Here is a 25,762-nt window from a genome sequence, read left to right as displayed (position 1 = left end):
ATGGGCGGCAGGGCCCGCTATCTGATGTGCGCCGGCTTCTTGCCCCAGTAGAGCCAGAGCAGCCGTTTGCGGTGCTCGGCAAGATCGCCTGCCTTCGTTTTCTCCACCAGGCGAAACGCTGCGCGTGCGATGTCGAGTGCCGCTTCGGGGCGGCGTATGATACCGCCGTTGATGAGCATGGCCTGAGTGCTTTGCGGGTACCGGGCGATGTGGCGCAGGCTTTCCAGCAGCTCGCGCGCCGTGGTCACGTGCATGGCTGCTCCGACGGCTGTGAGCATCTGCACATTGGCCTTCTCCTGGCCGTATGCGCGGCCGAGCAGGATCATCGGCACCTGGGCGCACAGGCATTCGGTCACCGTGAGCCCCCCTGATTTGCAGATCACCAGATCGCTTGCCGCCATGAGCGCCGCCATGCCGTCGACGTAGCCGAGCACGGTGGTGTTCTCGAGGCCGAGTTCAAGGCATTGCTGGCGCATGTGCTCTGCGTAATGCTTGTCGCTTCCCGCGATGAACACGAAGTGCATGTTCGGATAGGTGTGCAGGTAGGGGAGTACTTTATCGAGCGTGTCTCTGAAGTGCACGTACGGGCGCGGCAGGTAGGCTCCGGCAAGGGCGAGCACGACCATCTTATCCTCGGGGAGGCCGAGTTTCTTGCGCGTCTCGATCTTGTCGTAGGTCTTGCGAAAATCGTCGCGGGTCGGAATGCCGGTGATGAGGATGTTCTCGTCGGGCACTTTGCGCGGGCGAAGCGTTTCGGCCATCGATTCGGTGGCGACGCAGAACAGGTCGGTCGTCTTATGGGGCCACAGCCCTTCGGTCTCGTAATCGGTCGGCACGCAGAGGATAGGGTAGCGCTGGCCGGTGATCATGCGGGCACCCACGGCCACGTTGGCTGCCGTGATGTGCGTGCAGATGATGGCGAGAGGTTGCTTTTCGCGTATGTGATCGGTGAATTTGGGGAAGTTGACGTGCGACCAGATGGTTCCTCCCCCCCAGAGGAGCCGTCCGGTGAGCGTGTAGCGCCACGTAAGATCGTACAGGGGGCGCGTCGCGCCGGTGAACAGGCTCGCCGCATGGTCGCCGTCGAAGACGTGCCGCCCGAATTCGAGGATATCGAGCACTTCGATTTCGAGATCCTCGGGCACGGTGAGGCCTTGGAGCAGCTCGGGGTCGTCGGTATCGCGCAGTATCTCGAGTGCCTGCGCCGTTGCATTGGCGGCACTGCGGTGGCCTGAGCCGACCGAGGCGTGCATGACGATGACGGTGGGGTGCAGCGGAGGTGCTTCCGGGACGCTGTCCTGTTCGGGGAGATCGGCTGCCGCGTGGGCGGTCAGCTGCTCCGATGGCTCGACTTCCGCCAAAGCGGTGCCCGGATCGGATCTTTGAGGGGTGTTCGCGTCGTTTTCCATGGAGCCTATCATAGCAGAGATGGCCGCAACTTCGCACTGAGGGAGGGGAAAGCGAAGCTGCGGCCGTATGGTTCGGGAGCCGGAAAAGCAGGTGCCCGACGGGGTGGTGGTATCGGATAGGCTTAGAGCGCGCCGACCGTCCTGCCGACGAGGTAGCCCTCGGTATAGCAGCGTCCGAGCGAGAGGCCGGGAATGGTCATCGGGTAGTCGACGCCGCCGTAGAACTCGCCCGAGCAGTTCCCGATGGCGTAGAGCCCCGTGATCGGCGAACCCTCGGTGTTCAGGCACTGGTGGTTCTCGTCGACCTGCACGCCCGAGCAGAGGGCCGAAACGCGCAGCCAGCGGTGGATGCCGTAGTACGGGGGCGTGTCGATGGGTTTCAGGTACTGCGACGGCTTGCCGAAGTCCTCGTCGGCGCCTGAGGCGACGAGCTCGTTGTAGCGCTCGACGGTGGCGACGAACGCCGCGGTATCGGTGATCTCGAGCTTTTCGGCGAGCTCCTCGAGCGTGTCGGCTTTGAACGTGCGGATGAGGTCCTTGAACACGCCGTCGCGGTCCGCGTCCTCTTCGGGCATGTAGAGAGCGAGCTCTTCAGGGGAGTAGAGCTTGCCCGGCCAGTCGGCTGCCTGCTCCATGTAGTTGGCGTCGAATACCTGCGAGTACCAGCCCTGGTCCTCGGCGCTGCGCAGGTAGTTGTTGAGAAGCGACATCTCGACGACCTCGTTTACGAAGCGGGCGCCGTTGTTCTTCACGGCGAGGAAGGGCATGTCGCACATGGATGCCGGGCCCGCATCGAAATCGTGGAGCATTTTGGTGTGGTTGATGGGTTCCATGGCGCCGCCTGCCCAGATGACCATCTTGTGGCCGTCGCCGGTCTTGTTCATCTGCTTGCGCGTGAAGTTCGCGAGGTCGGGCAGGTAGTACGAGCTCATCTCCTCGTCGTTTTGGTAATCGCCCGTGGCGATGATGACGCCCTTGCTCGCGTTGAACTGGATGTAGCCGTTCGAACCCTTCGCGATAACGCCCGTGACCGCGTCGCCATCCTTGACGAGCTGCTCGGCCGGGGTCGAATAGAAGATCTCTACGCCCTCCTTTTCGGCGGTTTCGGCAAGTGCGCGCATGGCGTCGCCGGCGGTGAGGGGCTTGGGCCCTGCGAAGGAGGTGACGAATTCCATGGTCCAGCCGTTTTTGGCGATGGTTGCCGCCTGCTGCTGGCTGCCCTGGTCGATGATGGGCCCGCCGCTCTCAGCCGAGCGCTCGATGACCCACTTGACCGCCTCGCCGCCGTGCTGCGCCCACAGTTCCAGAAGCTCGCGCTTGGTGCGGTGCTGGCCCTCTTCGATGAGCACCGATACGAGGTTCTGTACATCGGCCGGATCGCTCTTGGTCAGATCGATGCCCGAGCCGGTGTTGCCCTGCGATATGGCGGTCGCTTCCTTTTGGATGAGCGCGACTTTGGCACCCGCTTCGGCTGCCGAGAGGGCGGCCGGCACGCCGGCTGCTCCAGCGCCTACCACCACGACGTCGAACTCTTTGGTCTCGGCGATGTCGGTGATGGGCTCGGGCGCTTGCAGAAAGCTCGGAAGACCGGTCCTCGTGTGGCCTGCCGCGGTCGTCGTGCCTTCGTTTGCTGCGGCTGCGGTGCCGGCCGTGGCGGTGCTCTCGTTCGGGCTGCAGGCGGAAAGCGCGCTTGCGCCCATGACGCCTGCGGCTGCGATGCCTCCGAACTTGAACAGGTCGCGCCTCGTTACTCCTGTTTTGTTGAATCCTCCCATGAACTCCTCCTCGGATCGCGGTGCACATCGGTTGTGCGTCTAACGGTTTCGGCGAATCGAACGTGCCTTGAACTGCACTGTACGCGCTGCGGCGGAAGCCGTCATTCGTCCACGGGCCGAAACGGGGGATGATTTCGATAATCCCCTCGTATCACCCTATTGTGATCAGGCGTTATTCCTATTCTCTGCGGGCGGATTCGCTCTTTGCGGTTGGTCTGGGATGCTCTTTCCTATACAATGGCAGGCGGATCGGACGGCCGTTATACGGATCGATGGGATGGAGTCGTGGTGGATCAGACAATCGACAAGCGGGACGAGGCGGGAGACGAGCCGGGTAGCGCCAGGCCGGCTCTGCTCGATCGAGTGCCCCATATCCCCTTGTTCTTCCTCGGGCTCGGCGTGTACCGCGCATGGATCGAGATCGTGTTCGTGGGGTCGTTCGTCGGGTTCCCGACCGCGCAGTACGCGGGCCACAACGTGTTCGACATAGCCATGATCGTGACGCTGTTCGCCAGTGCGCTCGCTTCGAAGAAGCTCGGGGTGTTCTACCGCAAGAAATCCCTGCACTGGGTTGCAGGCACTGCGCTCGTCGTCTCGACGGCGGGGGTGTTCGCGTCGATGTACGCACCTGAACTGGCCGCCGCCATCGCAACGCCGGCGGCGGTTCTCGGCGGGTTCGGCATCGCGCTCGTCATCCTGTTCTGGTCGGAGCTCTACAGCTGCCTGAATCCGGTGCGCGTCGCCCTGTACTACTCGGCATCGATCATCGTCGCTGCGGTCATCCTCTATATATGTCGGGGGTTTCTGTATCCGTGGCTCTTTGCTGCAGCCCTTTCGATGCCGCCCGTGACGCTTCTTTGCCTGGCGCTCGGCTTTCGATCGCTGCCCGAAAGCGAGCTGCCCCGCACCCTCGGCGGCAAGTTCTCGTTTCCCTGGAAGCCCGTCATGCTCATGGCCATCTACGCGTTCGCCTACGGACTCAAGGAATCGTCGATGTACGCGGGCTCCTTCGGCCCCCATTCGGCGTTCGGGACGCTTGCGGTGGCGCTGGCCATATTCGCGGGCATCGTCGCCCGTGGCGGACGGTTCGATTTCGGGGCGATCTACCGGATAGCGCTTCCGCTCATGGTGGCTGCGTTCCTCGTTTTGCCGAGCCTCGGCTTCCTGAACAACGTCGCCGCCGACTTTTGCGTGACGGCGTCGTATACGGCATTCTCCATCCTCATCATGCTGATTCTTGCGAATATGAGCTATCGTTACGGTATTTCGGCGATATGGCTGTTCGGCATCGAGCGCGGCGTGCGGGCGCTGTTCAGCTTGCTCGGGCGTGAAACCGAGACGGCGCTTTCGGGGTTCGAGTTCGCAGGTGTGCCCTCGGAGTTCGTGCTCAACGCGATCGTCATCATACTCGTCGTGGCCATGACGATGATCCTCTTTTCCGAGAAGGAGCTTTCGAGCAGGTGGGGCGTCACGTTTCTCGGCGGATCGAACGCGGAAGGCGATAGCGTTATCGTGAAGAAGCAGGAGCTTGCGAACCGCAGCCACGAACTAGCCAAGCAGTTCGGGCTCTCGCAGCGTGAGGAGGAAGTGCTGCTGCTTTTGGCGCAGCGTAAAACGGTCGGCGCCATCGAGAAGGAACTCTTCATCGCCAACGGTACGGCGAAGACGCATATACGGCACATCTACCGCAAACTCGATGTCCATTCGCGCGACGAACTCATAGAATTGCTCGGTCTGTACTCCTGACGGAGTACCCATTCTTACGAAAAGGTGACGGGCGCGAAATTGCACCGTTCGCGCCCGTCGATGCGCTAAACTTCACAGCGCGACGAATTGAGCGCACCGCACATACTCGGGCTAACGCGTGCGGCGCGCGAGCGTCGGTACCGTACACAGGTGCAGGCGGGTCGGGCGGATGCTGGCGGGCAGACGCCCGACCGCAGCACATTGCGCATTGGAAGGCGACATGTTTCAGAAACTCGGCCAAAAATTCCAGCAGTTCATGATCGGACGCAACGGTCCCGACGACCTCTCTCGTTTTGCGCTGTTCGCCGCATTCGTCTTCATGCTCGCAAGCGTGTTCGTGGGCGATGCCATCGTGAGCCAGGTACTGATCTTCATCGCTTTCGCCGGCATCGTGTACTGCTATTTTCGTGTCTTTTCTCGGAAAACGGGAAACCGTTCCAAGGAGAACCGCGCGTACGTGAGCGTTCGCACCAAGGTGACGGCACCGTTTCGCCGCACATACTCCCACTTCAAGGAGTGGAAGACTTACCACAAGACGCATCGCATCTACACGTGCAAGCAGTGCGGGCAGAGCCTGCGGGTTCCGAAGGGGAAGGGTACGCTCAAGGTGACGTGCCCCAAGTGCAAGAATTCCTTTACGACCAAGTCGTAGCGTTCGGGATAAGGGCGAATCGTCGATTCGGGGCTATAGGCAAATGAAAAGGCACGGATAAAATCCGCGCCTTCGATGTGTTATGGTGCCCCCAACGGGAATCGAACCCGTGTCTCAGCCTTGAAAGGGCCGCGTCCTGACCTCTAGACTATGGGGACCTGCATAGCCTGCAATCCTGTTTCCAAAAAAGCAGCTTGAACATTATTGCAAAGGCCTATCGGGAATGCAAGAGAAAAATCAGCGAATCGAAAAACGAATTGTTGCGCGCGCGGAGGCGCCTTGCAGCACGTCGAAAACCCTGCCTTGGCCCCGACGGGATTTCGGCGGCGGATTACACCATGCGCCCGATAAGGAAGCCGATGACGGTGCAAAGCATCGCGAAAGCGCCCGATATGAGTACGAGCAGGTAGTCGCGGCGCTGCTGTCTGCGCACTTCGCGTTCCCTGCGCGCCTTCTCCGTGAAGAACGTATAGCCTGCCGACGTGATGGTTACAACGGGATTGTCCGACCCGTCGGGCGCTGTTCGGGGGATAACGGCGAGCGCGCCGAGCGAGACGAGTTCCGCTTGCAGTTGGTTGTCGGGGCGGAAAGGAAAGGCGCAGCGGCGGCCCTGGCCTTCGGCGGTTGCGCTTTTGGCGCGTTCGAATTCGATGAGCCTGATAAGCTCCATTTCCTGTTGAATGTTCAAATGGATCTGGGCCATGGACGTACGCGTACTCCTTTTTCCTGTTCCGTTTCACCCGCTGCGGGTGTGCGCTTTCGTAGTCGCTGCGTTCATTGTGCCACAGTGCGATGCGAAGTACCGTGCTAATTTACCGAGCCGTTAGCATGCGTTTCCTTGCGAGCACGCGGCTATCCGGCCGCACTGCGCTCGCGGGCGCTTTTCACGAGGTTCGGAAGCTGCGAAACGACGACGCCTGCAATGATGACAACGACGCCGACGCCCTGCAGCGCGCTGATGGGCTCCTGCAAGACGAACACCGATATGAGGATCGCTGCGGGCAGCTCCGACGAAGCCATAATCGTCGATATGCCGGCCGGAAGATGGGGTGTCCCTATGCCGAACAGAATAACCGGTGCGAACAGGCCGAAGAAGCCGAGGATGAGACCGTATTTCCAGATTCCCGCCTGAAGCGCGCCGGAAACGAAGTAGTCGGGGCACGCGATGAGCGCGAGGATCGCGGCACCGCAGCATACGATGAGTCCGCGTTGAATGGACGGCATCTCGGTTTCGATTCTGCCCGAGAGATATACGAAGGCAGCGCAGCTGATCGCCGAAAGCAGGCCGCAGAGGATGCCGAGGGGATTGAGGTCGGGGTTCAGATTCGCTTCGAAGACGCCGCTTGCGAGGAACGTTCCGAGCAGGATGATGGCGACGGCGGCCAGCTCGGCGGGCCTCGGTGCACGTCGCGTTGTTACGATTTGGATGACCGTGCCGATCCAAGTGAACTGGAACAGGAGCGTTATCGCAACCGAAACGGGGAGCATGGTAAGCGAGAAGTTGTAGAGAAGGCAGGTCGTACAGGTGGTCATGCCGAGCCCGAGGAGCCGCAGAACCCGTCGGGGCCCAAGCGCGACGCCCTTGGCTCCCATGAGCGCACGAACGATGAACACGACGGCGAAAATGAACACGCCGAAGCACGCTTGGCTCGCGGCCGTTTGGGTCCAGGCGAATCCTTCGCGATAGGCGAATTTCACCGTGGTGGCCATAACGCCGTAGCTTGCTCCGGCTAAAAAGACGATGAGGGCGTATTTCAAGGGATTTGAGCGCATGACGGATATTCTACTGCAGGTTCGGGGTTTTTACGAAGAATTCTTGCGGAACAGAAAAAGGAAAAACGCCCAACAACCCATTTTCCCCGAAAAGGGGCAAGGAAGATAGATCTGTCTTTTGACCTGCGTATTTGATACTATCTCCAATAAGATGGCGGCAAGCGATTCATAGGGAAACGGTCGTCGGGACACGTAAACCCCGCTTGCCGCCATCCTATTGCTTTTGATGCGCGTTAGCCTGGTGCGCGTTTCTCCGCATCTCCTCGTAGACTCTCGTCACCTCGAGCTCGTACTCCTTGCGGTTGCCCTTGACCACCGTGTCGAGGATGAGCCCGCACGAGAAGCTCAGGAGGCCCGCGAACACGAAGGCCACGGCCAAGAGCGCCGAGGGGAGCTTGGGCACGAGGCCGGTCTGCGCGAACTCGACGATGACGGGGACGCCGGCAGCGAGGCCGAGGGCACACAGCGCGAGCGCCACCCACGAGAACAGCGCGAGCGGGCGGTAGTCCTTGAACAGCGATGCGATGGTGAGAAGCACCTTCGTACCGTCTGAGAAGGTGTCGAGTTTGCTTTCGGACCCCTCGGGCCGGTCGCGGTAGGCGATGGGCACCTCGACGACGCGCCAGCGTTTGTCGACGGCGTGGATGGAGAGCTCGGTCTCGATCTCGAAGCCGGGGGAGAGCACCGGCATGGTCTTGGCGAACACGCGGTTGAACGCGCGGTAACCGGTCATCACGTCGGAGAACTCGAAGCCGTAGATCCACTTGATGAGCGTACGTACGAGGTCGTTGCCGAACCCGTGGAACGCGCGGTCGTTCTCCTCGCCGTACGTGCCGTTGGAGAGCCGGTCGCCGACAGTCATGTCGGCTCGGTCGTCGAAGAGCGGCGCAAGGAGCTCGCGCACGGCTTCGGCGGGGTAGGTGTCGTCCCCGTCGACCATGACGTAGTAATCTGCGTCAACGTCGCGCAGCATCTGACGCACGACGTTGCCCTTACCCTGTCGCGGCTCGGTCCGCACCACGGCCCCGTGCGCCCGCGCGACGTCGGCCGTGCCGTCGGCGGAGTTGTTGTCGTACACGTAGACGGTCGCCTCGGGCAGTTCTCGTCTGAAGTCGTCGACGACCTTGGCGATGGTTACTGCCTCGTTGTAGCACGGTATCAGGACGGCGACGGTCGCGCCGTCGCCGGCAGCGTGTTCTCTCACGGTGTCCGGTTCCTCTTCCTTCGCCTGGGCGGCGGATCGATCCGATGTTGGTTTCGTGAGCCCATTGTACACAAACCGTCGTCCATGCGTGTTCTCAGCGGGTGTTTTGCCATAGTTTCTACGGCGAAGCGCTATCTCCCATTAAAAGGTTACATGTTACAATAGCTCGACTTCCGGAGTCGCGCAGTCGGCTCCGACGGCGATCGGGGTGTATCGGTATGGAAGAAAACGACAAGCATAAAGACAAGCGGCGCCTTGCGGGCATCGTCGTCCTCATCGTCATGGCGCTCGCTCTTATCCTTGCGTTCACTTCGGCAACCTCCAACGACGAGGCTGAGGTCACGATCGAGAAGATCAACACCATGTACCTTGAAGAGTTGAGCTCTCAAACGATCGCATATCTTGATGCGGGCAAAGACAGCAAGATAGATCAGATGGATGCGATCGCCACCGCCCTTCGCTACATGGATGTCGATGAGGACGGGCTGAAGGACTACATTGCCGAGCAGAAGCGGGAGAGCGGCTTCGAAACCTTCTATTTGGTCGACGAACAGGGTCGTTGCTTTTCGGCCAACGGGTATCTCGAGGGGGACTACGATGCCTCTGCGGTGCTCGCATTGCTCGACAAGGGTCCTTCCATGATCTCGTCTTCCGAGGTTCCGTTCGACGTGTCCGACATCGTGTGCGTGGATTCGATCGATGCGGTGCCCTACGGCGATACGGAATTCATCGGAGCGATCGCATCGTTTGAAACGTCGGTACTCGGCAGCGAGCTTGTCATGAGCCGCCATGTTGGCAACTCTCACTCGAGCATCATCTCCCGCGATGGCACCTATATCCTCTATTCGCCGGCAAAGTACCAAGCGCCCGAAGACGACAACGTCTTCGATCTGTTCAGCGAACATGCGGTGTTGGGCGGGGGGCATACGCTTGACGATATCCGCGCCGCGCTCGACAGCGAAACCGTGTTTGTAACGCAGCTCGTGTTCGACGGCATGCACGAGTATTTGTATCTCGCGCCCATTCCCAACACCGATTGGTATTTGTACACAGCGGTTCCCTACAACGTTATCGACGAACAGGTGAGCGCGTTCGGCTCGACGCTCACGCGAAACATCGCGCTTGTGGCTTTCGCCGTTTTTGCGGTTCTCGCGCTTTCGGCGGTGTTTTCGTACTTCCTCATCCGCGAGAACGAAAAGCGTCTGCGCGAGGAGAAGGAGCGCGCCGAACGGGCGTCGCTTGCGGCCCAGCATGCGAACATGGCGAAAAGCGATTTCCTCTCCCGGATGTCGCATGAGATCCGAACGCCGTTGAACGGCATCATCGGCATGACCGACATCGCTGCGCACCACCTCGACGACGAGGCGAAGATGGAGGAATGCCTGCAGAAGATAACCATGTCGTCGAGCCATCTGCTGTCCCTCATCAACGATATCCTCGATATGTCGAAAATCGAAAGCGGCAAGCTCGAGATTAAGCGCGAGCGGTTTGATTTCCGAAGGCTCATCGAGTCGATCACTGCGGTGTTCCACGTTCAGGCAAGCGAGAAGGGCGTCGGTTACGAGACGATTCTCCTCGGCGAAGTCGACGAGGACATCGTCGCCGACTCGCTGCGCATCAACCAGATCGTGTACAACCTGCTCTCCAACGCGCTCAAGTTCACGCCAAAGGGCGGAAGCGTGCAGCTTCGGCTCTCGAAAGCGGATAAGGGCGATGGCCGCAATTGGTTGCGTTTCGAGGTGGTCGATACCGGATGCGGGATCGCACCCGAAAACATCGACAAGGTGTTCAGGTCGTTCGAGCAGGAGAACGCCGACGTGTCCCGCAAGTACGGCGGCACGGGGCTCGGGCTCGCCATCACGAAGCGGCTTGCCGAAACCATGGGCGGAAGCATTCGCGTGACCAGCGAGCAGGGGGTCGGCTCTTCGTTTGCGGTCGAGCTTCCCTACGACTTGTCCGAAGCTCCCGATGAGATGATCGAGAGCTTCGGAGACGTACGCGTGCTTGTGGTCGATGACGAGCCGGCGACGTGCGAGCACGTCACCCTGATGCTCGCAAAGCTCGGTATCGATGCCGATTGGGCGACGAATGGAAGCAATGCCGTCGGCATGGCCGAGCGCGCTCAGGCCGATGGGGCTCCGTACGGTCTGTGCTTCATCGACTGGAAGATGCCCGGTATCGACGGGGTGGAGACTGCACGCAGGATCCGTGCGATAGAAGGCAGGCGGAAAGCCTCGGTCGTGCTCATCACCGCCTACGATGTGGGTGCGGTCGAAAACGAGGCGAAACGCGTGGGCGCAACCGAGGTTATCGGCAAGCCGCTGTTCGAATCGTCGATCATTGCGGCGCTCGGGCATGTGCGCGACGATCGCGTCGCGGAGCGCTCTTTCGCCAACGGGCGAACCGGTTCGGCGCCCGCCGAAACCCGGGTGCATGATTTTGCCGGCAAGACGATTCTCGTAGTCGAGGACAACGAGCTCAACTTGGAAATCGCAGCCGAGCTCATGTCTATGACGGGAGCCGCGGTGGAAACGGCGACGAACGGGCGGGAGGCGGTCGATGCGTTCGCTTCGTCGGATCCGCACCATTTCGACCTCGTGCTCATGGACGTGCAGATGCCGGTGATGGACGGCTACGAGGCAACGAAGGCGATCAGGGCGATGGAGCGCTCGGATGCGAAAAGCGTGCCGATCTTCGCGATGACGGCGAACGCGTTCGCCGAGGACGTTCGCGAGAGTTTGGCGTGTGGAATGGATACCCATATCAGCAAACCCCTTGATATCCAGAACGTTTATGACAAAATGAATGAGTTTTTCACCGGAGAAGGAAGTTCGGAAAACTCAACGACATGAAACGATTAATCGCGCAGATCATGAAGTTCGGCGTTGTCGGAGTCATCGCGTTCGCCATCGACTACGGTCTGCTCATTTTCTTAACCGAAGTATTTGGCATCGATTACCTTGTCAGCGCTACCGTTTCGTTTACGGTATCGGTGGTGTTTAACTACCTGGCTTCCATGCGCTACGTATTCGCGCACAGGGAGGGCATGAGCCGTCGGCGCGAGTTCGCCATCTTCGTCGTCCTTTCGGTTATCGGGCTTCTTATCAACAACGCATGCCTATGGCTCGGCGTCGATATGCTCGGCGTCGATTACCGCATATCGAAGATCGTCGTAACCGCCATCGTGATGGTGTGGAACTTCGTGACGCGCAAGATATTTCTCGATGCGGGTACGCAATCCGAGCGCGAATCGTAGGCAGCCTCGTGCTTTTCGGCGATTTTTCGCCAAAGACAGGTAATGACGTAAATTGTATGTGGCACAATGGCGGTTGCGGTTTGCATTATCGGAGCGGACTGCTCGCTGTTCCCGCCCGCCGAAAAGAGGACCATGGCCCGTTTTCGCATACTTTTCTCGCTAATCGTTTCATGTGCGCTTGTGCTCGGTGCGACCCCTACGGCCGCATGGGCGGATCAGGATGCGTTCGAGCAGAACCCGATCGCACAATCCGTATCCGATCCGGAGGTCGGTGCCGAATCCGTTGACGAATCGACGATGGTTCCGTTTGCCGAGCTTTTGTCGGATGGTGATGTGCCCGAAGTGGATGAATCGGGAGGCGGGACCCTTTACGTCGAAGACGAAGTGATCGTAGCGGTTTCACCCGATGAATCCGCTGATGCTATCGAGGAGGCGCTTGCTTCGGCAGGCGTTGTGCCGACCGAGACGATAGAGACATCCTCTCTTCGCCAGCAGAAGCCCATTGCGGTCGAGATTGCGGATGGTGCATCGGTCGCCAGCAAGATCGATGAGCTTATGGAGTCCGATGGAATCGTATACGCGCAACCGAACTACCTGTACACCGCAGATTACATACCCAACGATCCGGTTCTGTCCGGCAGCCGAGCCGATTGGTGGCATCTTGACGACGTGGGAGCTTTCAAGGCGTGGGATCTCGCTAAGGTCGGAAGAACAGTTCGGGTTGCCACTATCGACAGCGGCGTGAGAACCGACCATCTCGATCTCAAGAACAACATCGATCTCGGCAACGCGTACAACACGGTGACCGATATGAAAGGCTGCGCTGCGGCGTGGGATGCGTACGGTCACGGCACCCATGTGGCTGGCCTCATAGCTGCCGATGCCGATAATGCGATCGGTACGGCGGGAGCGTCGTTTAACGCCGAGATCGTACCGATCAATGTTGTCCATACGAGTGGATCGTATGCGGGCAAGAGCACTACGGCCGATTTCGTCGAGGCGCTCGACTATATCATGCGGCTCGGCGACGTTCGCGTCGTCAACATCTCCATGGGCACCTACGTGCACGATCCTGCGCTTGAAAGGAGCGTTGTTGCGGCTGCGGAGAAAAACATCGTGATCGTCGGTGCGGGCGGGAACAAAGGCGTAGCGGACGCCTCGTATCCCGCCGATTACGCCGACGTTTTGTCGGTTACCTGGTACAAGTCGACCGGCGATATCGATAGCCGTTCGGATCACGGGGCGGGGAAGGATATCGCTGCTCCGGGAACGAGCATCTGCAGTACGCTCAATACGGGTGTCGACGCATACGGGATGAAATCGGGGTCTTCGATGGCGGCGCCTATCGTATCGGGGGTTTGCGCCCTCGTTCTTTCGGCGAATCCGAACCTTACCGTAGACCAGCTCAGGCAGGTTCTTTACCGTACCGCAGTCGATGCCGGCGACCTTGGCAGAGACGATTATTTCGGCTGGGGCAAGATCGATGCTTACGCAGCGGTTGTCGAGGCGCTGACGACGGCACCGCCTGAGCAATCCGACATAACATCGATGGAGCTCTCCGGCGCCGATCGGGTTGCTACGAGCATCGCCGTCGCGAAGGCGGCTTACCCGAGCGGTCCATGCGGCATCGTTCTCGTGCGGGCGGACGATTTCCCCGATGCGCTGGCCGCGTCGACGCTGGCAGGTGCGAAGGGCTATCCTGTTGTTTCCTGCTGGCCGAAAAGCCTATCGCCTGCGGTGGCCGACTATCTTAAGAACACGCCTTCGATCACGGAGGTTATTCTCGTCGGCGGAACGAACTCGTTGTCTTCGTCGGTAGAGCGCTCGGTTGCTTCGCTCGTTTCCAGCTCCAGCCGTATCCAGGGGATCGACCGCTACGACACGGCGCGGCTTTTGCGGGAAGCTGCCGCCCGCGCCGGCGCTCAGAGCGATATTGCCGTCATCGCGCGTGGCGACGATTTCCCCGATGCCTTGTCGATGTCGTCTTTCACCGCTTCGACGGGTTCGCCGCTGTTTCTGATCTCGCCATCGGCTACTCCCGATTCGGCAACGCTCGCCGAATTGGCGCGCTATCGGCAGGTATTGATTCTGGGGGGATACGGCTCGGTCTCGAACAAAGTAGACGCTGCTCTGAGCGGGGCTTCGATCCCCTCGATGCGTTTAGCGGGGGGCATTGGGAACGGGCAGGAAGACAGCCGGTACGGAACATCGGCCGTTATTGCCGATTGGGTGGTTACCCGGTCGGGGAAAGGGTTTACCTACGAATCGGCCGTTTTTGCGACGGCGCTTGATTTTCCCGACGCCCTTGCGGGCGGACCCTTGTGCGCCAAGTTGCGTACGCCAGTGCTTCTGGTGGACGGCGGGGGATATGCGGCGGTTGGGCCCGCTGCCTTGTCAGGACAGGTTCGTTCGGTTTATTGGCTCGGATCCGAGAATACGCTTTCTGCTTCGGTGCGCGCGGCGGTGCTTTCCATCCTTCGCGCATGATATCGGCCCGCTTCGGCGCGTTTCGCTAGGAAAACGCGAACCCGATAGGTATACTTCGTAGCTGCGGTTCGTTTTCGGATTGTAGCGACGGTGGTGAAGCGGTGCGAGTTGGGCTCGGCTTTTTTCGGCCGAAACTCCCTTCTGGGATCATTGCGGGTAGCGCAGCGGGCTTTGCTGCGATGTGAGGGGTTGTATGTGGGATTTGTTTTTTCTCGCGGTTTTCGTGGGGTTTTTATTTATTTATATTCCTGGGTTCGCTGTGCTTCGCGCCTTTGGCATATCGCGCATCGCATGTTTGGCGTGCGCCCCGATCGTGACGATCGTCGCCTACAGCCTGCTTCCGATTCTTTACGAGAAGATCAACGTCTCCTGTTCGTGGGCTGCGCTGGTCGGTCCGACGCTTGCCGTTGGCTTGCTGCTGCATTTGGCTTTTCGATTGGCGGCGAGAAGATGCGCCGCCGATAGCGGGTCTGGATGCGGTCGCAAGAACGCCGGAGTGCAGGAGCCTCTTCGCGATTGGCTATGCTTCGGCCTTTATGCGCTCGTCGGAGTCGTCGTTACGAGTTGCGTCTTCATGGGGACGTTCGAGAACGCCGGTTCGTATGTCCAGGAGTTCGACAACGTCCACCATCTCAATTCGATACGGGCGTTTGTCGATTCCGGCATCTGGTCGTCTCTGTCGAGCACGCTGTATCCGGTCAACATCACGGATTTTCCGGCACCGTTTTCGAGCGGTGCGTTCTACCCGTCAGCTTGGCACTGCGTTGCAGCTCTCATGGTGAATGCGCTTGGGGTCCCCATCGCCGTTGGGGCGAATGCGGCGAACTTTCTGTTCGTTGCCGTAGTGTTTCCAACGGGGATGTTCCTTTTGCTCAGCAAGCTCTTCCCCGAAAACCGCGCCGCTGTGTTTTTCGGAGCATTCGTTGCGCTGGCGTTTGCGACGTTTCCATGGAAGCTCCTTGCTTGGGGGCCCCTCTACCCGAATCTGGCCGCTTTTTCTCTGCTGCCTGCAGCCCTCTCTCTCTTTATCTCTGCGAGCGATGCTGAACTCGATCGGCGGAAACGGTTTTTTGCCGGTGCTCTTTTCTTTGCGGCGCTTGTAGCGTTTGCCTTTACGCAGCCGAACGCCGCCTTTACGGCGGGTGCGGTTCTTTTGCCGCTGTGCATCCAACTCGTTGCGCGGTTTGCCGGTGCAACGTCGTTTCCGAAGGGCGTCTCCCGTGCCGTGCGGGTGGCGGTTGCGTGCGGGTTGTTCGTTGCGGCGGTTGCTGCAGCATGGGTCGTGCTATACCGGGCTCCGTTCATGGGCGGCGTTACGTCGTATTCGTGGCCGGCATTCGCCGATTTCTCCCAGGCAATTGCCAACGTCTTGTTCGTGGGATCGAAAGAGACCTTGCCGCAAACGGCTCTCGGGGTGGTTGTGCTGATCGGGTTCATCGGCGCTCTGGCGCGCAAGGAGTGCCGCTGGATAGCCTGCTCGTATGTGGTTTTGTGCGTTCTGTACGTTACGACAGCGTCGTTCGACGGACCTCTCAAGCAGCTTTTGACGGGGTTTTGGTACACCGACGCCCTTCGCTTGGCTGCCAACATGGCGATCGTTGCCGTCCCCCTTGCGGCTTTGGGTCTCTACGAGGTGTATGCGGCTTTGAGGCGGCTGCTCAAAGCGGCGTTCGGCCGGATGGAGCGCCATCGTCCGGCAGCGTATGTCGTTGCGTGCGTTGTGGCGATAGGCTTCGCGGCGGTGAACTTCTACCCGTTTTATCCCCCCGACGAAGACGGTTCGGCAACATCGGCCTTCGGCGCGGAGAAGAACTTCTTGCATATGGCCTATGGCCTGGGAGGCGTCAAGATGTACGGGCCGGAGGAGATGGAGTTCATCGAGGAAGTGAAAAGCATCGTGCCCGCAGATGCGGTCGTCCTCAACGAGCCGAACGATGGAACGACGTTCGCCTACGGCATCGACGATTTGAACGTCTACTATCGATACGTATCGAGCTACGGGGGGTCGGACGAGAGCGACGTGAGCAAAACCGTAAGGCGAAGCCTTGATGTGATAGCGTTCGATCCTTCGGTTGCGGAAGCGGTTGAAGCGATCGGAGCCGAGTATCTCGTGAAGCTCGATCTCGATGGCCGGACGGACGGTAACCATTTTCTTTTTTCGTATGAAGAGGAGGATTGGTTCGGTATAGATCGCGTCGACGACGATACGGCTGGCTTCGAGGTGGTCTTGAGCCGGGGGGACATGCGGTTGTACCGGATCGTGCTTCCCGAGGCATCGTAGCGGTTCTTAATGCGGTGTTTGCCGGGGTTTGCTTTGCGAACCAAATCGGTCTGTCCCGTTTTCGTTTCGCACATGCTGCGATATGGAAAAAATCAGAGGTAAACATGTACGCGTGCTTATCAAAGAAAAGGCTTGATCAGAGGCGTGTTATAATGCCGCAGTTATATAGTGCACCGAGAGAATTAAACGAGGCTAACATGAACCAGAAACGTAGAACGAGCTTCTCGGCGGCAGCGTTTTCCCTTGTTGTCGCCTTGTCCCTCGTCGTGGGGGCGATGCCGGCGTGGGCGACTGTCGAGGAGGACCAGTCGGATCTTTCCGAGGAGGAGATTGCAGCTGCAATTGCAAGCGGTGAAGTCAACACCGTCGACGAGCAGGCGGTCGAGTTGTTTTCCGAAGCGGAATACACCCCCTTGTCAAGCGATGCGATGAAGGCATTTTCGGGTTCCGACCGCTACGACACGGCGGCCAAGCAGGCCGTCTACGGCTGGTCGGCCAGCAAATCGGAGTACGTCATCGTTGCGGGGAGCAACGGATGGCCCGACGCGCTCGCCGCTTCGAGCCTCGCGGGCGCCCTCGAATGCCCGGTGCTCCTCACCCCGGCGGACTCCCTCGCCTCGTCGACCTCCGACGCGATCGCGCAGATCGGGGCTACCAAGGCGATCATCGTGGGCGGCGAGCCGACCGTGAGCGCCAACATCAAGACGCAGCTCGAAGGCAAGGGCCTCGCCGTGGAGCGCCTCGAGGGAGCCACGCGTATCGGCACCCAGCTCGCGATCTACCAGTACGGCATCGACAACAACCTCTGGGACGGCAGCCGGTACGTGGCCGCCACGTCCGGGTACTACTTCACCGATGCGCTCTCGTTCGCGCCAGTAGCCTACCAGCTTAAAATCCCGGTGTTCCTCACCGATGAGGCGGGCAACCTTTCCGCAGAACAGGAACGCGCGCTTTCCGATGCCGCAAAGAACTCGTCGAGCCTGTATGCCAACCAGACGATCCTGCTCGGTGGCACAAACCGTGTTTCGGTCGAGACCGACGGGTATCTCAAGGGCCTTTCATCGGGTGCGGGCGGCGCTGGCTCCACCAAGCGTTTGGCCGGCTCCGATCGCTATTCGACAAGCGCTGCTATTGCATCGTGGGCGGTGAACGATGCCAAATGCCTCAAATGGGACGATGCGGCTTTCGCTACGGGCACGTCGCCCAACGACGCACTCGGCGGCGGCGCGTTGCAGGGCAAAGATAAATCGGTGCTCCTGCTCGTTGCCGACATTCCGAACAATCCCGTGATCGCGGCAGTGGATAAGGGTCAGGTTTCGACGGTTAAGTTCTTCGGCGGCAAACCCTCTGTGCCGATGACGGTGCGCATGGACATTGCCGATAAATTCGGATTCTCGTACTCCGATATCGTCGGATTGAAGGTGTACATCGATGCGGGCCACGGGCCGAACTCCAGCAACGATGGCGCGCTTGACACCGGCGCCACGGGATCGGGCACCACCGAATGGGCTCTCACGAAGGAACTCTCGCAGAAAGTCGGTGCAGAGTTGAGGGGCAAAGGCATAGACGTGTACGTCAACGATAAAGGCGGCTGGTACAAGCTCAGGCAGGCCGAAGCCAAGGCGCTCGGTTGCGACCTCGTTGTATCGATACACTTCAATGCAGGCGGCGGATCGGGAACCGAATCGTATATTCACACGTACAATGCGAGCTGGATGTCGGCAAGTTTGCAGTCGAAGGTGCACAAGCCGCTCGTGAGCGCCATGGGGCTTGCGGATCGCGGGCAGAAGAAGATGGAGCTTGCGGTATGCAGCGGCATGCCCGCTGTCCTGCTCGAAATATGCTTCATCGACAAGCAGAGCGATGTGAATACGTACAAGAACAGGATCGATCAGGTTGCCAAGGGCATAGCCGATGGCATTGCAAGCTAGTCCGACCGAACGAAGAAAGGTGAACGATATGGTTTTGACAGAAACGAGCCGACCGAAAAAGGTCCTCGCGTGCCTGCTTTCCCTTACGCTGGCGTTCGGCATGGTTCCGTACGCCTATGCAGATGATGGCGAGCCGGTTGACTCGCAAGGACTTCCGGCCAACGAGGCGACAGGCGAGAACGCCGGCGCCCCGACCGACGATTCGGCTCAGGATTCGGTGCAGGATGATAAGGCGGCATCATCCGACGATGCTCCAGAAGGGCTGTCCGAGGAAACCGAATCGAGTGAAATCGCAGACTCGAATTTCGAGCAGACGGGCGATTATGCGAGCGCCATTACAAGCGAGGAGATCGAGGAGGCGCTTGCTGCGCTCGACGGCGGATCGGTTTCTGCGCTCTCGCTGGATTCCTCCGATGGCGTAGAGGTGCTGGCGGCCGGCGATACTTCGGTTGCGCTGTTCTCGGGTTCCGACCGCTACGACACGGCGGCCAAGCAGGCCGTCTATGGCTGGTCGGCCAGCAAATCGGAGTACGTCATCGTTGCGGGGAGCAACGGATGGCCCGACGCGCTCGCCGCTTCGAGCCTCGCGGGCGCCCTCGAATGCCCGGTGCTCCTCACCCCGGCGGACTCCCTCGCCTCGTCGACCTCCGACGCGATCGCGCAGATCGGGGCATCTAAAGTTATCATCGTGGGCGGCGAGCCGACCGTGAGCGCCAACGTCAAGAAGCAGCTCGAAGGCAAGGGCCTCGCCGTGGAGCGCCTCGAGGGAGCCGATCGATTCGGCACCCAGCTCGCGATCTACCAGTACGGCATCGACAACAACCTCTGGGACGGCAGCCGGTACGTGGCCGCCACATCCGGGTACTACTTCACCGATGCGCTCTCGTTCGCGCCCGCTGCCTACAAGCAGAAGATTCCGATTTTCTTGACAACCGAAGCCGGCGGATTCACCGAGGCGCAGGAAAGGGCGCTCGGCAACGCTGCCAAAACGAAGTCGAACCTGTTTGCGAACGCACCCATCCTGCTCGGCGGCACGAACCGCGTCTCTACCGCCACCGCAGCGTATCTCAAGGGCGTTTCCGCTTCGGCGGTTGGGGGCGCCGCCTCGACAACCCGTCTTGAGGGTGCCGATCGCTACGATACGAGTTCGAAGATCGCAACGTGGGCGGTTTCCAACGCCGGGTGCACGTGGAACGGCGCGGCTTTCGCTACGGGCACGTCGCCCAACGATGCCCTCGGCGGCGGCGCGTTGCAGGGCAAGGATGGCTCGGTGCTTCTGCTGGTCGATTCGGCCTCGTACAACCCCTGCCTCAACGCGCTCTTGCCGAGCAAAGGGTCGGTGACCAGCCTTAAGTTCTTCGGCGGCACCCCCTCGGTATCGACGGAGGTGCGCAATCAGATCATATCGAGCCTTGATGACGTAAGCATCTCCTACACCGATTACGCGATCGGGCTCGATCGGCTTACGAGCCTCGAGTATAGTGCGACCAAACCCTATAACGGTTCGCTGACGACGTCGGAAGTGCGCAGCGCCCTCGATCCTGCGACGAGCATGTACGGCACGTCGTCGTTTTTGCAGTTCGCTGTTTTGTCCGACGGGTACTCCGGCATGTCGGCAGCGCAGCTCGATGCGTTCATCGCGTCTCGGGTCGGCTATTCCGAAAGAGCGTATGGCGTTACGAGCAAGCTGCGAAACACGGGCGCGTACTTCATCGCTGCAGCGAAAAAGTACAACATCAACGAGGTGTACTTGGTGTGCCATGCCGCACTCGAGAGCGGCTGGGGCTGCTCGAAGCTCGCCCAAGGAACGGTGAGCGGCTACAGCGGATATCTGAACTTCTACGGCATCGGCGCCTACGACATCGATCCGAACAACGGCGGTGCCGCGTTGGCGAAGAGCAAGGGGTGGACGACTCCCGAAAAGGCCATACTCGGGGCAGCCGAATGGATCAAGAACAACTACGTCAACCCGACGGTCTCGTCGGCGGGCGTATCGGGAGCGCAGAACACGCTGTACAAGATGAAGTGGGATGTGAAGCGCGCCGTTTCGTCTTCGCAGGTGTGGCACCAGTACGCAACCGATATCTACTGGCCGTCGAGCATCGCCCGCATCATGAGCGAGTTCTACAGCTACAGCAACGTCTCGCTCAAGGACAGCGGCTTGCGCTACGAGGTTCCTCGATACCAGTAAACCTCCGATACCTATCCGATATAAAGAAGAAGGACCCGCAGGGGTCCTTCTTCTTTATGGGATCTGCCCACGATGGTTCTCTGGGCAACATGGCGCGCCGGTCTACGTGAGCTTTTCTCTCCAGTATGCGAGCATTTCGGCGATGGTGTCTCTGTAGGCTATTGCGGGGCTCCATCCGGTATCGCGCACGAGCTTGGTTACGTCGCCGAGGATCACGCGCTCGTCGGTGGGGCGCAGCAGGGCGGGATCGACTTCGAGCTCGAAGTCGATCCCCGTAAGATCTTCGATGGATTCGATGAGGTACTCGATGCTGTGGGCCTTCGTGGCCGAGATGTTGTACGCTTCGCCGGGCGTTCCCTTCTCGGCGAGAAGGAAGAGCGCTTCGATGAGGTCGCGGCAGTCGAGGATCGCCCGATGCGTTTTAACGTTGCCGACGCGCAGCACGGGATTTTCCGCACCGAGCCGTTCCTGTTCGATAGCCCGCAGCGTGAAGTCGGACGTGACGTCGTTGACCTTGCGCGTTCCCGTCGTATTGAAGATACGTGCTCTGATGGTTCTGATGCCGTCGTTGCGAAAGTACTGGTAACCGAGCAAGTCCTGTGCGACTTTGCTGACTCCGTAGGGATGGAGCGGCAAAAGGGGCGCATCCTCGGTCACTGCGGCACCGTCGAGGTCTTCGAGCGTTTTACCGTATTCTGCGCTCGAGCACGCGATGATGACGACGGGATCGTAGGCTTCATCGGCCTCGCGGATCTTCTTTACCGCTTCGCAGACGGCGATGGTGCCGCCCGCATTGGTATCCATGGTTTCGTACGGGCGATCCCAGGAAACCGTGGGGTAGCTTTGGGCTGCAAGATGGAAGATCGCATCGGGCCGTTCTTCGGCGATGATCCTCTCGACGCTTTGCGGATAGCGCACATCGCATTCGGCGAGCCTGATGCTCTCATCGAGCTCGTTCAAATCGATCGTCGGTTTGTAGTAGGTGCCGAGCGCGCTAATGCCTCGCTCTTGAAGCATTTCCATCATGTGCGAGCCGATCATTCCGCCCGCACCCGTTACCAAAACCGTCATGCCGTCTCCCTCTTTCCTGTTTGCGGCCGTCCTGCTGTATTCCCTTAAAGCTATCGGGCACCCTGTCTGATGCGGTCGATGAGCGTGTCGTTTTCGCCGCAGTATTCGTTATGGGCGGCGAGTGCGTTTTTGATCTGAACGTCGTTGCCCCCGCCTTCGTTCATGTGGGGCCATCGGGCGACTGCCTGGGATCCGTCCACCAAGATATGGCTCGGCTTCTCATCGTCGCAGACGACTACGGGGATGCCTTTCGTCAATTCGATCACCTTGAGCCAGATATCGTCCGCTTCGATGCAGGTTTTTTGGATCTCGTCAACGGTCATGAGATTGCTGTCGAGGCTGTGAGGGGGATAGAGGACACCGCAGACGCCGGTCGCTAGAAGGTCCATCCGGGGCTGCCCCAGTTGCTCGGTATACTCGAACACCCAATCAGTGTAGGGCCTGATGGCGCCCGTTTCGTCGAACGTTATACGGTGGGCTCGCATGGCGGATACCGCTTGGGGATTCGATCGGTAGGAGTCGAGCAGCGTTTCGAGCACGGTGGGGCGGTATAGCACATCGTCGTCGACCGTGATGATGATGTCGTCGTTGTGCTCGCGAAGCGTCCAGAAGTACTTGTTGTGCACTTTGAGGTCGATGTCGGCGAAGCGCACTTCGAGACCCTTCTTGCGCAATGCGAGTACGTCTTCGGGCAGCGAGGCGAGCCCCTCGGGGAAGTCGCTTGCTATGAGCCAAAGGTACACGGCATCGGGTATACGCGTTTGGTTGAAAATGGTTTCGAGGCTCCTGCCGACATGCTGCATGCGCGGCGGGTAGGAGGTGAGGGTTACGATGACGCGGGGTCCGTTTTCGGGTCGTTTCGAATTCGATCGGAGTCGGTCGAACAGCATGGTGCTCCTTTCGGTGCCGATTGGGCTGCATTGGATTCTGATGATATTATACATTGACAAAAATAGCAGCTCTTCCGTTTTCCCTATGCGGTATCGTTTCTGCATGGTTTCCGTAGGGAAGCGCAACGCCGCGATCCGGTTGGACAAGCAGAATGGATGAGAGATGATAAAAATCCGCTCCAAAGCACCCTTGCGCCTTGGGCTTGCTGGGGGAGGAACCGATATCGAGAGCTATTTCAGAACGTGCGGCGGGGCGGTGCTCAACGCTACGATCCGAAAGTATGCGCACTGCATCGTTGAACCGCGCAGCGATGATACGGTCGTATTCGACGCCGTCGACATGCATGAGCGATTCGAGTGCAAAGCGGTGCCGAGGATCGATTCCGATTCCGGCCTCAGGCTCCATAAGGGCGTATACAACCGCATCGTATCCGAATACCGAGCGGGCGAGCCTTTGCCGCTTACGATGACGACGTATTGCGACGCTCCAGCCGGTTCGGGTCTCGGTTCGTCTTCGACCATGGTCGTAGCCATGATCAAGGCGTATGCCGAGTTGCTGAACTTACCCATCGACGATTACGAGATGGCGCAGCTCGCCTACGATGTCGAGCGGAACGATCTGGCCCTCTCGGGCGGTATGCAGGATCAGTACGCCGCAACGTTCGGCGGTTTCAATTACGTCGAGTTCCACTCCGACGGTACCGTCATGGTGAACCCGTTGCGTGTGAAGAATTGGGTGCTCAACGAGCTCGAAAGCTCTATCGTACTGTACTATACCGGCGTATCGAGGGAAAGCGCGAAGATCATCGATGAGCAGATAGCGCTGTCCGAGCGAGAGGATCGCCATACGATCGAAGGCATGGCGGAACTGAAAGATGCGGCCTACGAGATGAAATCGTGCTTGCTCCGTGCCGACTTCGACGGTTTGGCTGAATGCGTGAACAGGGGATGGCAGGCGAAGAAGAAGACGTCCCATTACGTATCAAGCTCACATATCGAGCAGTTGTACGATCTCGTTATGATGCATGGCGGCAAGGCGGCCAAGATTTCGGGAGCCGGGGGCGGCGGATTCATGATGATATTCTGCGATCCCGCGAAAAGGTACGGGCTTATGGAGGCTTTGAACGGCTACGATGGGCGGGGTCGTGCCGAAAGCGTCTCGTTTTACGAGCGGGGCGCTCAGGCGTGGACCCTCTACTAAGGAGCGATATGAACGAACGGTCGGCGGCGATCTTCGCCGAACTCTACGAGCGCCATCCGCGTTTGCGTGTGTGCGAGGCGGGCATAGTCGAGTCGTTCGAGATGCTCGTCAGAACGTTTCGCTGCGGCGGTAAGCTTATGCTTTGCGGCAACGGCGGCTCGGCTGCCGATTGCTCCCATATCGTCGGCGAGCTCATGAAGGGCTTCTGTTTAGAGCGGGCCGTACCGTCCGACGAGGCGCTTGCGATTGCGAGGGCGGCTGCTCCCCTCGGGATCGACGGTCAAAGGCTTGCCGATTCGCTGCAAGGGGGTCTTCCGGCCGTAACGCTGACGGAGAGCTCCGCATTGCTTACGGCTTTCTCCAACGATCGCGTTCCGCAATACTCGTTCGCTCAGCAGGTGTATGTGCTGGGCGCAGCAGGCGATGCGCTTCTGGCTATCAGTACGTCGGGTAACTCTGAAAACGTACTTGCGGCGTGCGCCGTAGCGAAGGCCCGGGGGGTCGGCGTGGTGGCCTTGTCGGGAGGGGACGGTGGCAGGCTTTCCGCTGCAGCCGACGCCTGCGTGCTCGTTCCCGAACGCGAAGCCTTTAAGGTTCAGGAGCTCCACCTGCCTTTCTACCATGCGCTTTGTTTGGCCCTCGAAGCAGAGTTCTTCGAGGAGTAGCGCTCATGGAAGCTGTCGTCCTCGCGGGGGGATTCGGTACGAGACTCGCCGATGTTGTCTCCGACGTGCCCAAACCTATGGCTCCGGTATGCGGAAGGCCGTTTCTGCGCTTCGTGCTCGATGAGTTGTTCTCCCAGGGATGCGAATCGGTTGTATTGGCCGTAGGGTATCTCCATAACCGGATCAGCGAGTATTTCGGTTCGACGTATAAGGGTATGCGCCTTATCTATTCGGTTGAAGATGCTCCGCTTGGAACCGGGGGAGCAATCAAGCAGGCGCTCGGGATGTGCTCCGAAGATGTCGTTATCGTACTGAACGGAGATTCGCTGTTCCGCGTTGGGTATCGGGCTCTGTACGAAGCCCTTTGCGCTCGCCCGCAGGCTGTCGCCGCGCTTGCCGTTAGACGGTTGAAGCGCTTTGACCGCTATGGGTCTCTTACGGTCGAGGGCGGGATCATCAGCTCGTTCGCGGAGAAGTCGTATTGTGAAGAAGGCCTTGTCAACGGTGGGGTTTACGCCCTGAAGAGAAGCGCGCTTGCCGCGATGCCGCCCGCCTTCTCGATTGAGCACGACTATTTCGAGCGGTTCGTTTCGGACGGTGCGTTTGTCGCTTGCGAGAGCGGCGGGCTCTTTCTCGATATCGGGATACCCGAAGACTACGAGCGCGCGCAGACGGTATTTTTCGATCTGGTTCCCCGTGGCACCCGCATAGCGTTTTTCGATCGTGATGGAACGATCAACGTCGATACGGGACATTTGTACGAGCCGGAAAAGCTTGCACTCATCCCCTCGACGGTCGGCCTTATGCGCTCCTACCGACGCAAAGGGTACCGTATCGTCGTGGTCACCAATCAAGCGGGCATCGCCAAGGGCCTTTATGCCGAAGAGGACATGCATAGACTGCACCGCATACTCAACGAAAAGCTCGATGCGCTCGGTGCCGGCGTGGATGCGTTCTATTTTTGCCCGCATCATCCCGCCGTTACCGGCCCGTGCTCCTGCAGGAAGCCGGCGGGCGGCATGGTCGAGAAGGCCTTGTTCGACTTCGAGGCCGATCCCGAATGCTGCGTTCTGTACGGCGATAAGGAAACCGATCTTCAGGCCGCAGCGGCTTGCGGTGTGAGGGGTGTGCTCGTCGGCGCGTAGGCACGATGGTCTTATGGAATTCATCATGAAATATTCCCTCAGCCGTTCGTGTGCTATCATGCGGTTTCGCACCGCCATGCGCGGC

The 25,762-nt window shown here is 59.7% G+C and carries 18 protein-coding genes and 1 tRNA gene; 11 read left to right on the top strand and 8 right to left on the bottom strand.

The annotated features are described in order from the left end of the window. Window positions 1-17: 17 nt before the first annotated feature. Window positions 18-1,409, bottom strand: coding sequence for a glycosyltransferase (locus C1722_RS06285; protein ID WP_102378487.1), 1,392 nt, complete (start codon window positions 1,407-1,409; stop codon window positions 18-20). Window positions 1,410-1,531: 122 nt separating this feature from the next. Beyond that, window positions 1,532-3,184 carry an FAD-dependent oxidoreductase gene (locus C1722_RS06280; RefSeq protein ID WP_102378486.1) on the bottom strand — a complete coding sequence of 551 codons (1,653 nt, stop codon included), beginning with the start codon at window positions 3,182-3,184 and terminating at the stop codon, window positions 1,532-1,534. A 288-nt stretch (window positions 3,185-3,472) separates the two neighbouring features. On the opposite strand from C1722_RS06280, the gene C1722_RS06275 reads away from it, so the two are divergent. Both C1722_RS06275 and C1722_RS06270 read left to right on the top strand, forming a co-directional pair. Beyond that, complete coding sequence (locus C1722_RS06275; RefSeq protein WP_244412230.1) at window positions 3,473-4,930, top strand: helix-turn-helix transcriptional regulator; 1,458 nt, start codon at window positions 3,473-3,475, stop codon at window positions 4,928-4,930. Window positions 4,931-5,150: 220 nt separating this feature from the next. Further along, entirely contained in the window at window positions 5,151-5,582 is a 432-nt protein-coding gene (locus C1722_RS06270; protein ID WP_102378484.1) for a hypothetical protein, read from the top strand. Window positions 5,583-5,665: 83 nt separating this feature from the next. On the opposite strand, the gene C1722_RS06265 is transcribed toward C1722_RS06270, so the two are convergent. The 4 genes from C1722_RS06265 to C1722_RS06250 all read right to left on the bottom strand — a co-directional run bounded on the left by C1722_RS06265 (window position 5,666) and on the right by C1722_RS06250 (window position 8,559). After that, a tRNA-Glu gene (locus C1722_RS06265) sits at window positions 5,666-5,740 on the bottom strand. 173 nt (window positions 5,741-5,913) lie between these two features. Further along, entirely contained in the window at window positions 5,914-6,285 is a 372-nt protein-coding gene (locus C1722_RS06260; RefSeq protein WP_102378483.1) for a hypothetical protein, read from the bottom strand. A 149-nt stretch (window positions 6,286-6,434) separates the two neighbouring features. Further along, the gene (locus C1722_RS06255; protein ID WP_244902466.1) at window positions 6,435-7,355 is read right to left on the bottom strand and encodes an EamA family transporter; all 921 of its coding nucleotides are present in this window, start codon (window positions 7,353-7,355) and stop codon (window positions 6,435-6,437) included. Window positions 7,356-7,569: 214 nt separating this feature from the next. Next, a complete protein-coding gene (locus C1722_RS06250; protein WP_102379559.1) occupies window positions 7,570-8,559 on the bottom strand; it encodes a glycosyltransferase family 2 protein in 990 nt (329 codons plus the stop codon). A gap of 218 nt (window positions 8,560-8,777) precedes the next feature. Here C1722_RS06250 and C1722_RS06245 point away from each other — a divergent pair, with 218 nt between their 5' ends. The 6 genes from C1722_RS06245 to C1722_RS06220 all read left to right on the top strand — a co-directional run bounded on the left by C1722_RS06245 (window position 8,778) and on the right by C1722_RS06220 (window position 20,705). Beyond that, complete coding sequence (locus C1722_RS06245; protein ID WP_102378481.1) at window positions 8,778-11,411, top strand: hybrid sensor histidine kinase/response regulator; 2,634 nt, start codon at window positions 8,778-8,780, stop codon at window positions 11,409-11,411. Then, window positions 11,408-11,815, top strand: coding sequence for a GtrA family protein (locus C1722_RS06240; RefSeq protein ID WP_102378480.1), 408 nt, complete (start codon window positions 11,408-11,410; stop codon window positions 11,813-11,815). Before C1722_RS06245 ends, C1722_RS06240 begins: the two co-directional genes overlap by 4 nt. A gap of 132 nt (window positions 11,816-11,947) precedes the next feature. Continuing rightward, window positions 11,948-14,302, top strand: coding sequence for a S8 family serine peptidase (locus C1722_RS06235; protein ID WP_180995062.1), 2,355 nt, complete (start codon window positions 11,948-11,950; stop codon window positions 14,300-14,302). A 193-nt stretch (window positions 14,303-14,495) separates the two neighbouring features. Further along, a complete protein-coding gene (locus C1722_RS06230) occupies window positions 14,496-16,583 on the top strand; it encodes a DUF6541 family protein (RefSeq protein WP_102378478.1) in 2,088 nt (695 codons plus the stop codon). A gap of 197 nt (window positions 16,584-16,780) precedes the next feature. Further along, window positions 16,781-18,514 carry a cell wall-binding repeat-containing protein gene (locus C1722_RS06225; RefSeq protein ID WP_180995061.1) on the top strand — a complete coding sequence of 578 codons (1,734 nt, stop codon included), beginning with the start codon at window positions 16,781-16,783 and terminating at the stop codon, window positions 18,512-18,514. Between the two features lie 28 nt (window positions 18,515-18,542). Beyond that, on the top strand, window positions 18,543-20,705 hold the full coding sequence (locus tag C1722_RS06220) for a cell wall-binding repeat-containing protein (protein WP_180995060.1): 2,163 nt from the start codon (window positions 18,543-18,545) through the stop codon (window positions 20,703-20,705). A 102-nt stretch (window positions 20,706-20,807) separates the two neighbouring features. Here the strand turns inward: C1722_RS06220 and C1722_RS06215 are convergent, their stop codons facing one another. Together C1722_RS06215 and C1722_RS06210 are read right to left on the bottom strand one after the other, a co-directional pair. Beyond that, window positions 20,808-21,776 carry a GDP-mannose 4,6-dehydratase gene (locus C1722_RS06215; protein WP_102378475.1) on the bottom strand — a complete coding sequence of 323 codons (969 nt, stop codon included), beginning with the start codon at window positions 21,774-21,776 and terminating at the stop codon, window positions 20,808-20,810. A 50-nt stretch (window positions 21,777-21,826) separates the two neighbouring features. Continuing rightward, window positions 21,827-22,666, bottom strand: a complete 840-nt coding sequence (locus C1722_RS06210) for a glycosyltransferase (RefSeq protein ID WP_102378474.1) — start codon at window positions 22,664-22,666, stop codon at window positions 21,827-21,829. A gap of 163 nt (window positions 22,667-22,829) precedes the next feature. Between C1722_RS06210 and C1722_RS06205 the strand changes: the two genes are divergently transcribed. Genes C1722_RS06205 through C1722_RS06195 form a run of 3 tightly spaced genes read left to right on the top strand, consistent with a single transcriptional unit; the run spans window position 22,830 to window position 25,677 of the window. Then, the gene (locus tag C1722_RS06205) at window positions 22,830-23,867 is read left to right on the top strand and encodes a GHMP family kinase ATP-binding protein (RefSeq protein WP_219724281.1); all 1,038 of its coding nucleotides are present in this window, start codon (window positions 22,830-22,832) and stop codon (window positions 23,865-23,867) included. Window positions 23,868-23,875: 8 nt separating this feature from the next. Next, window positions 23,876-24,532: a D-sedoheptulose-7-phosphate isomerase gene (locus C1722_RS06200; protein WP_102378473.1), complete on the top strand. Its 657-nt coding sequence runs from the start codon at window positions 23,876-23,878 to the stop codon at window positions 24,530-24,532. A 5-nt stretch (window positions 24,533-24,537) separates the two neighbouring features. Continuing rightward, window positions 24,538-25,677 carry an HAD-IIIA family hydrolase gene (locus tag C1722_RS06195; protein WP_102378472.1) on the top strand — a complete coding sequence of 380 codons (1,140 nt, stop codon included), beginning with the start codon at window positions 24,538-24,540 and terminating at the stop codon, window positions 25,675-25,677. The last annotated feature ends 85 nt before the right edge of the window (window positions 25,678-25,762 follow it).

The organism is Raoultibacter timonensis (genome assembly GCF_900240215.1).
GTDB classification, from domain to species: Bacteria; Actinomycetota; Coriobacteriia; order Coriobacteriales; family Eggerthellaceae; genus Raoultibacter; species Raoultibacter timonensis.
This window is presented reverse-complemented; position numbering and strand designations above follow the sequence as displayed.

Bases quoted from the DNA above. Each gene is read 5' to 3' on its own strand.
- C1722_RS06285 (WP_102378487.1), bottom strand. From the start codon at position 1,409: ATGGAAAACGACGCGAACACCCCTCAAAGATCCGATCCGGGCACCGCT.
- C1722_RS06280 (WP_102378486.1), bottom strand. From the start codon at position 3,184: ATGGGAGGATTCAACAAAACAGGAGTAACGAGGCGCGACCTGTTCAAG.
- C1722_RS06270 (WP_102378484.1), top strand. From the start codon at position 5,151: ATGTTTCAGAAACTCGGCCAAAAATTCCAGCAGTTCATGATCGGACGC.
- C1722_RS06260 (WP_102378483.1), bottom strand. From the start codon at position 6,285: ATGGCCCAGATCCATTTGAACATTCAACAGGAAATGGAGCTTATCAGG.
- C1722_RS06255 (WP_244902466.1), bottom strand. From the start codon at position 7,355: ATGCGCTCAAATCCCTTGAAATACGCCCTCATCGTCTTTTTAGCCGGA.
- C1722_RS06245 (WP_102378481.1), top strand. From the start codon at position 8,778: ATGGAAGAAAACGACAAGCATAAAGACAAGCGGCGCCTTGCGGGCATC.
- C1722_RS06240 (WP_102378480.1), top strand. From the start codon at position 11,408: ATGAAACGATTAATCGCGCAGATCATGAAGTTCGGCGTTGTCGGAGTC.
- C1722_RS06235 (WP_180995062.1), top strand. From the start codon at position 11,948: ATGGCCCGTTTTCGCATACTTTTCTCGCTAATCGTTTCATGTGCGCTT.
- C1722_RS06230 (WP_102378478.1), top strand. From the start codon at position 14,496: ATGTGGGATTTGTTTTTTCTCGCGGTTTTCGTGGGGTTTTTATTTATT.
- C1722_RS06225 (WP_180995061.1), top strand. From the start codon at position 16,781: ATGAACCAGAAACGTAGAACGAGCTTCTCGGCGGCAGCGTTTTCCCTT.
- C1722_RS06220 (WP_180995060.1), top strand. From the start codon at position 18,543: ATGGTTTTGACAGAAACGAGCCGACCGAAAAAGGTCCTCGCGTGCCTG.
- C1722_RS06215 (WP_102378475.1), bottom strand. From the start codon at position 21,776: ATGACGGTTTTGGTAACGGGTGCGGGCGGAATGATCGGCTCGCACATG.
- C1722_RS06210 (WP_102378474.1), bottom strand. From the start codon at position 22,666: ATGCTGTTCGACCGACTCCGATCGAATTCGAAACGACCCGAAAACGGA.
- C1722_RS06205 (WP_219724281.1), top strand. From the start codon at position 22,830: ATGATAAAAATCCGCTCCAAAGCACCCTTGCGCCTTGGGCTTGCTGGG.
- C1722_RS06200 (WP_102378473.1), top strand. From the start codon at position 23,876: ATGAACGAACGGTCGGCGGCGATCTTCGCCGAACTCTACGAGCGCCAT.
- C1722_RS06195 (WP_102378472.1), top strand. From the start codon at position 24,538: ATGGAAGCTGTCGTCCTCGCGGGGGGATTCGGTACGAGACTCGCCGAT.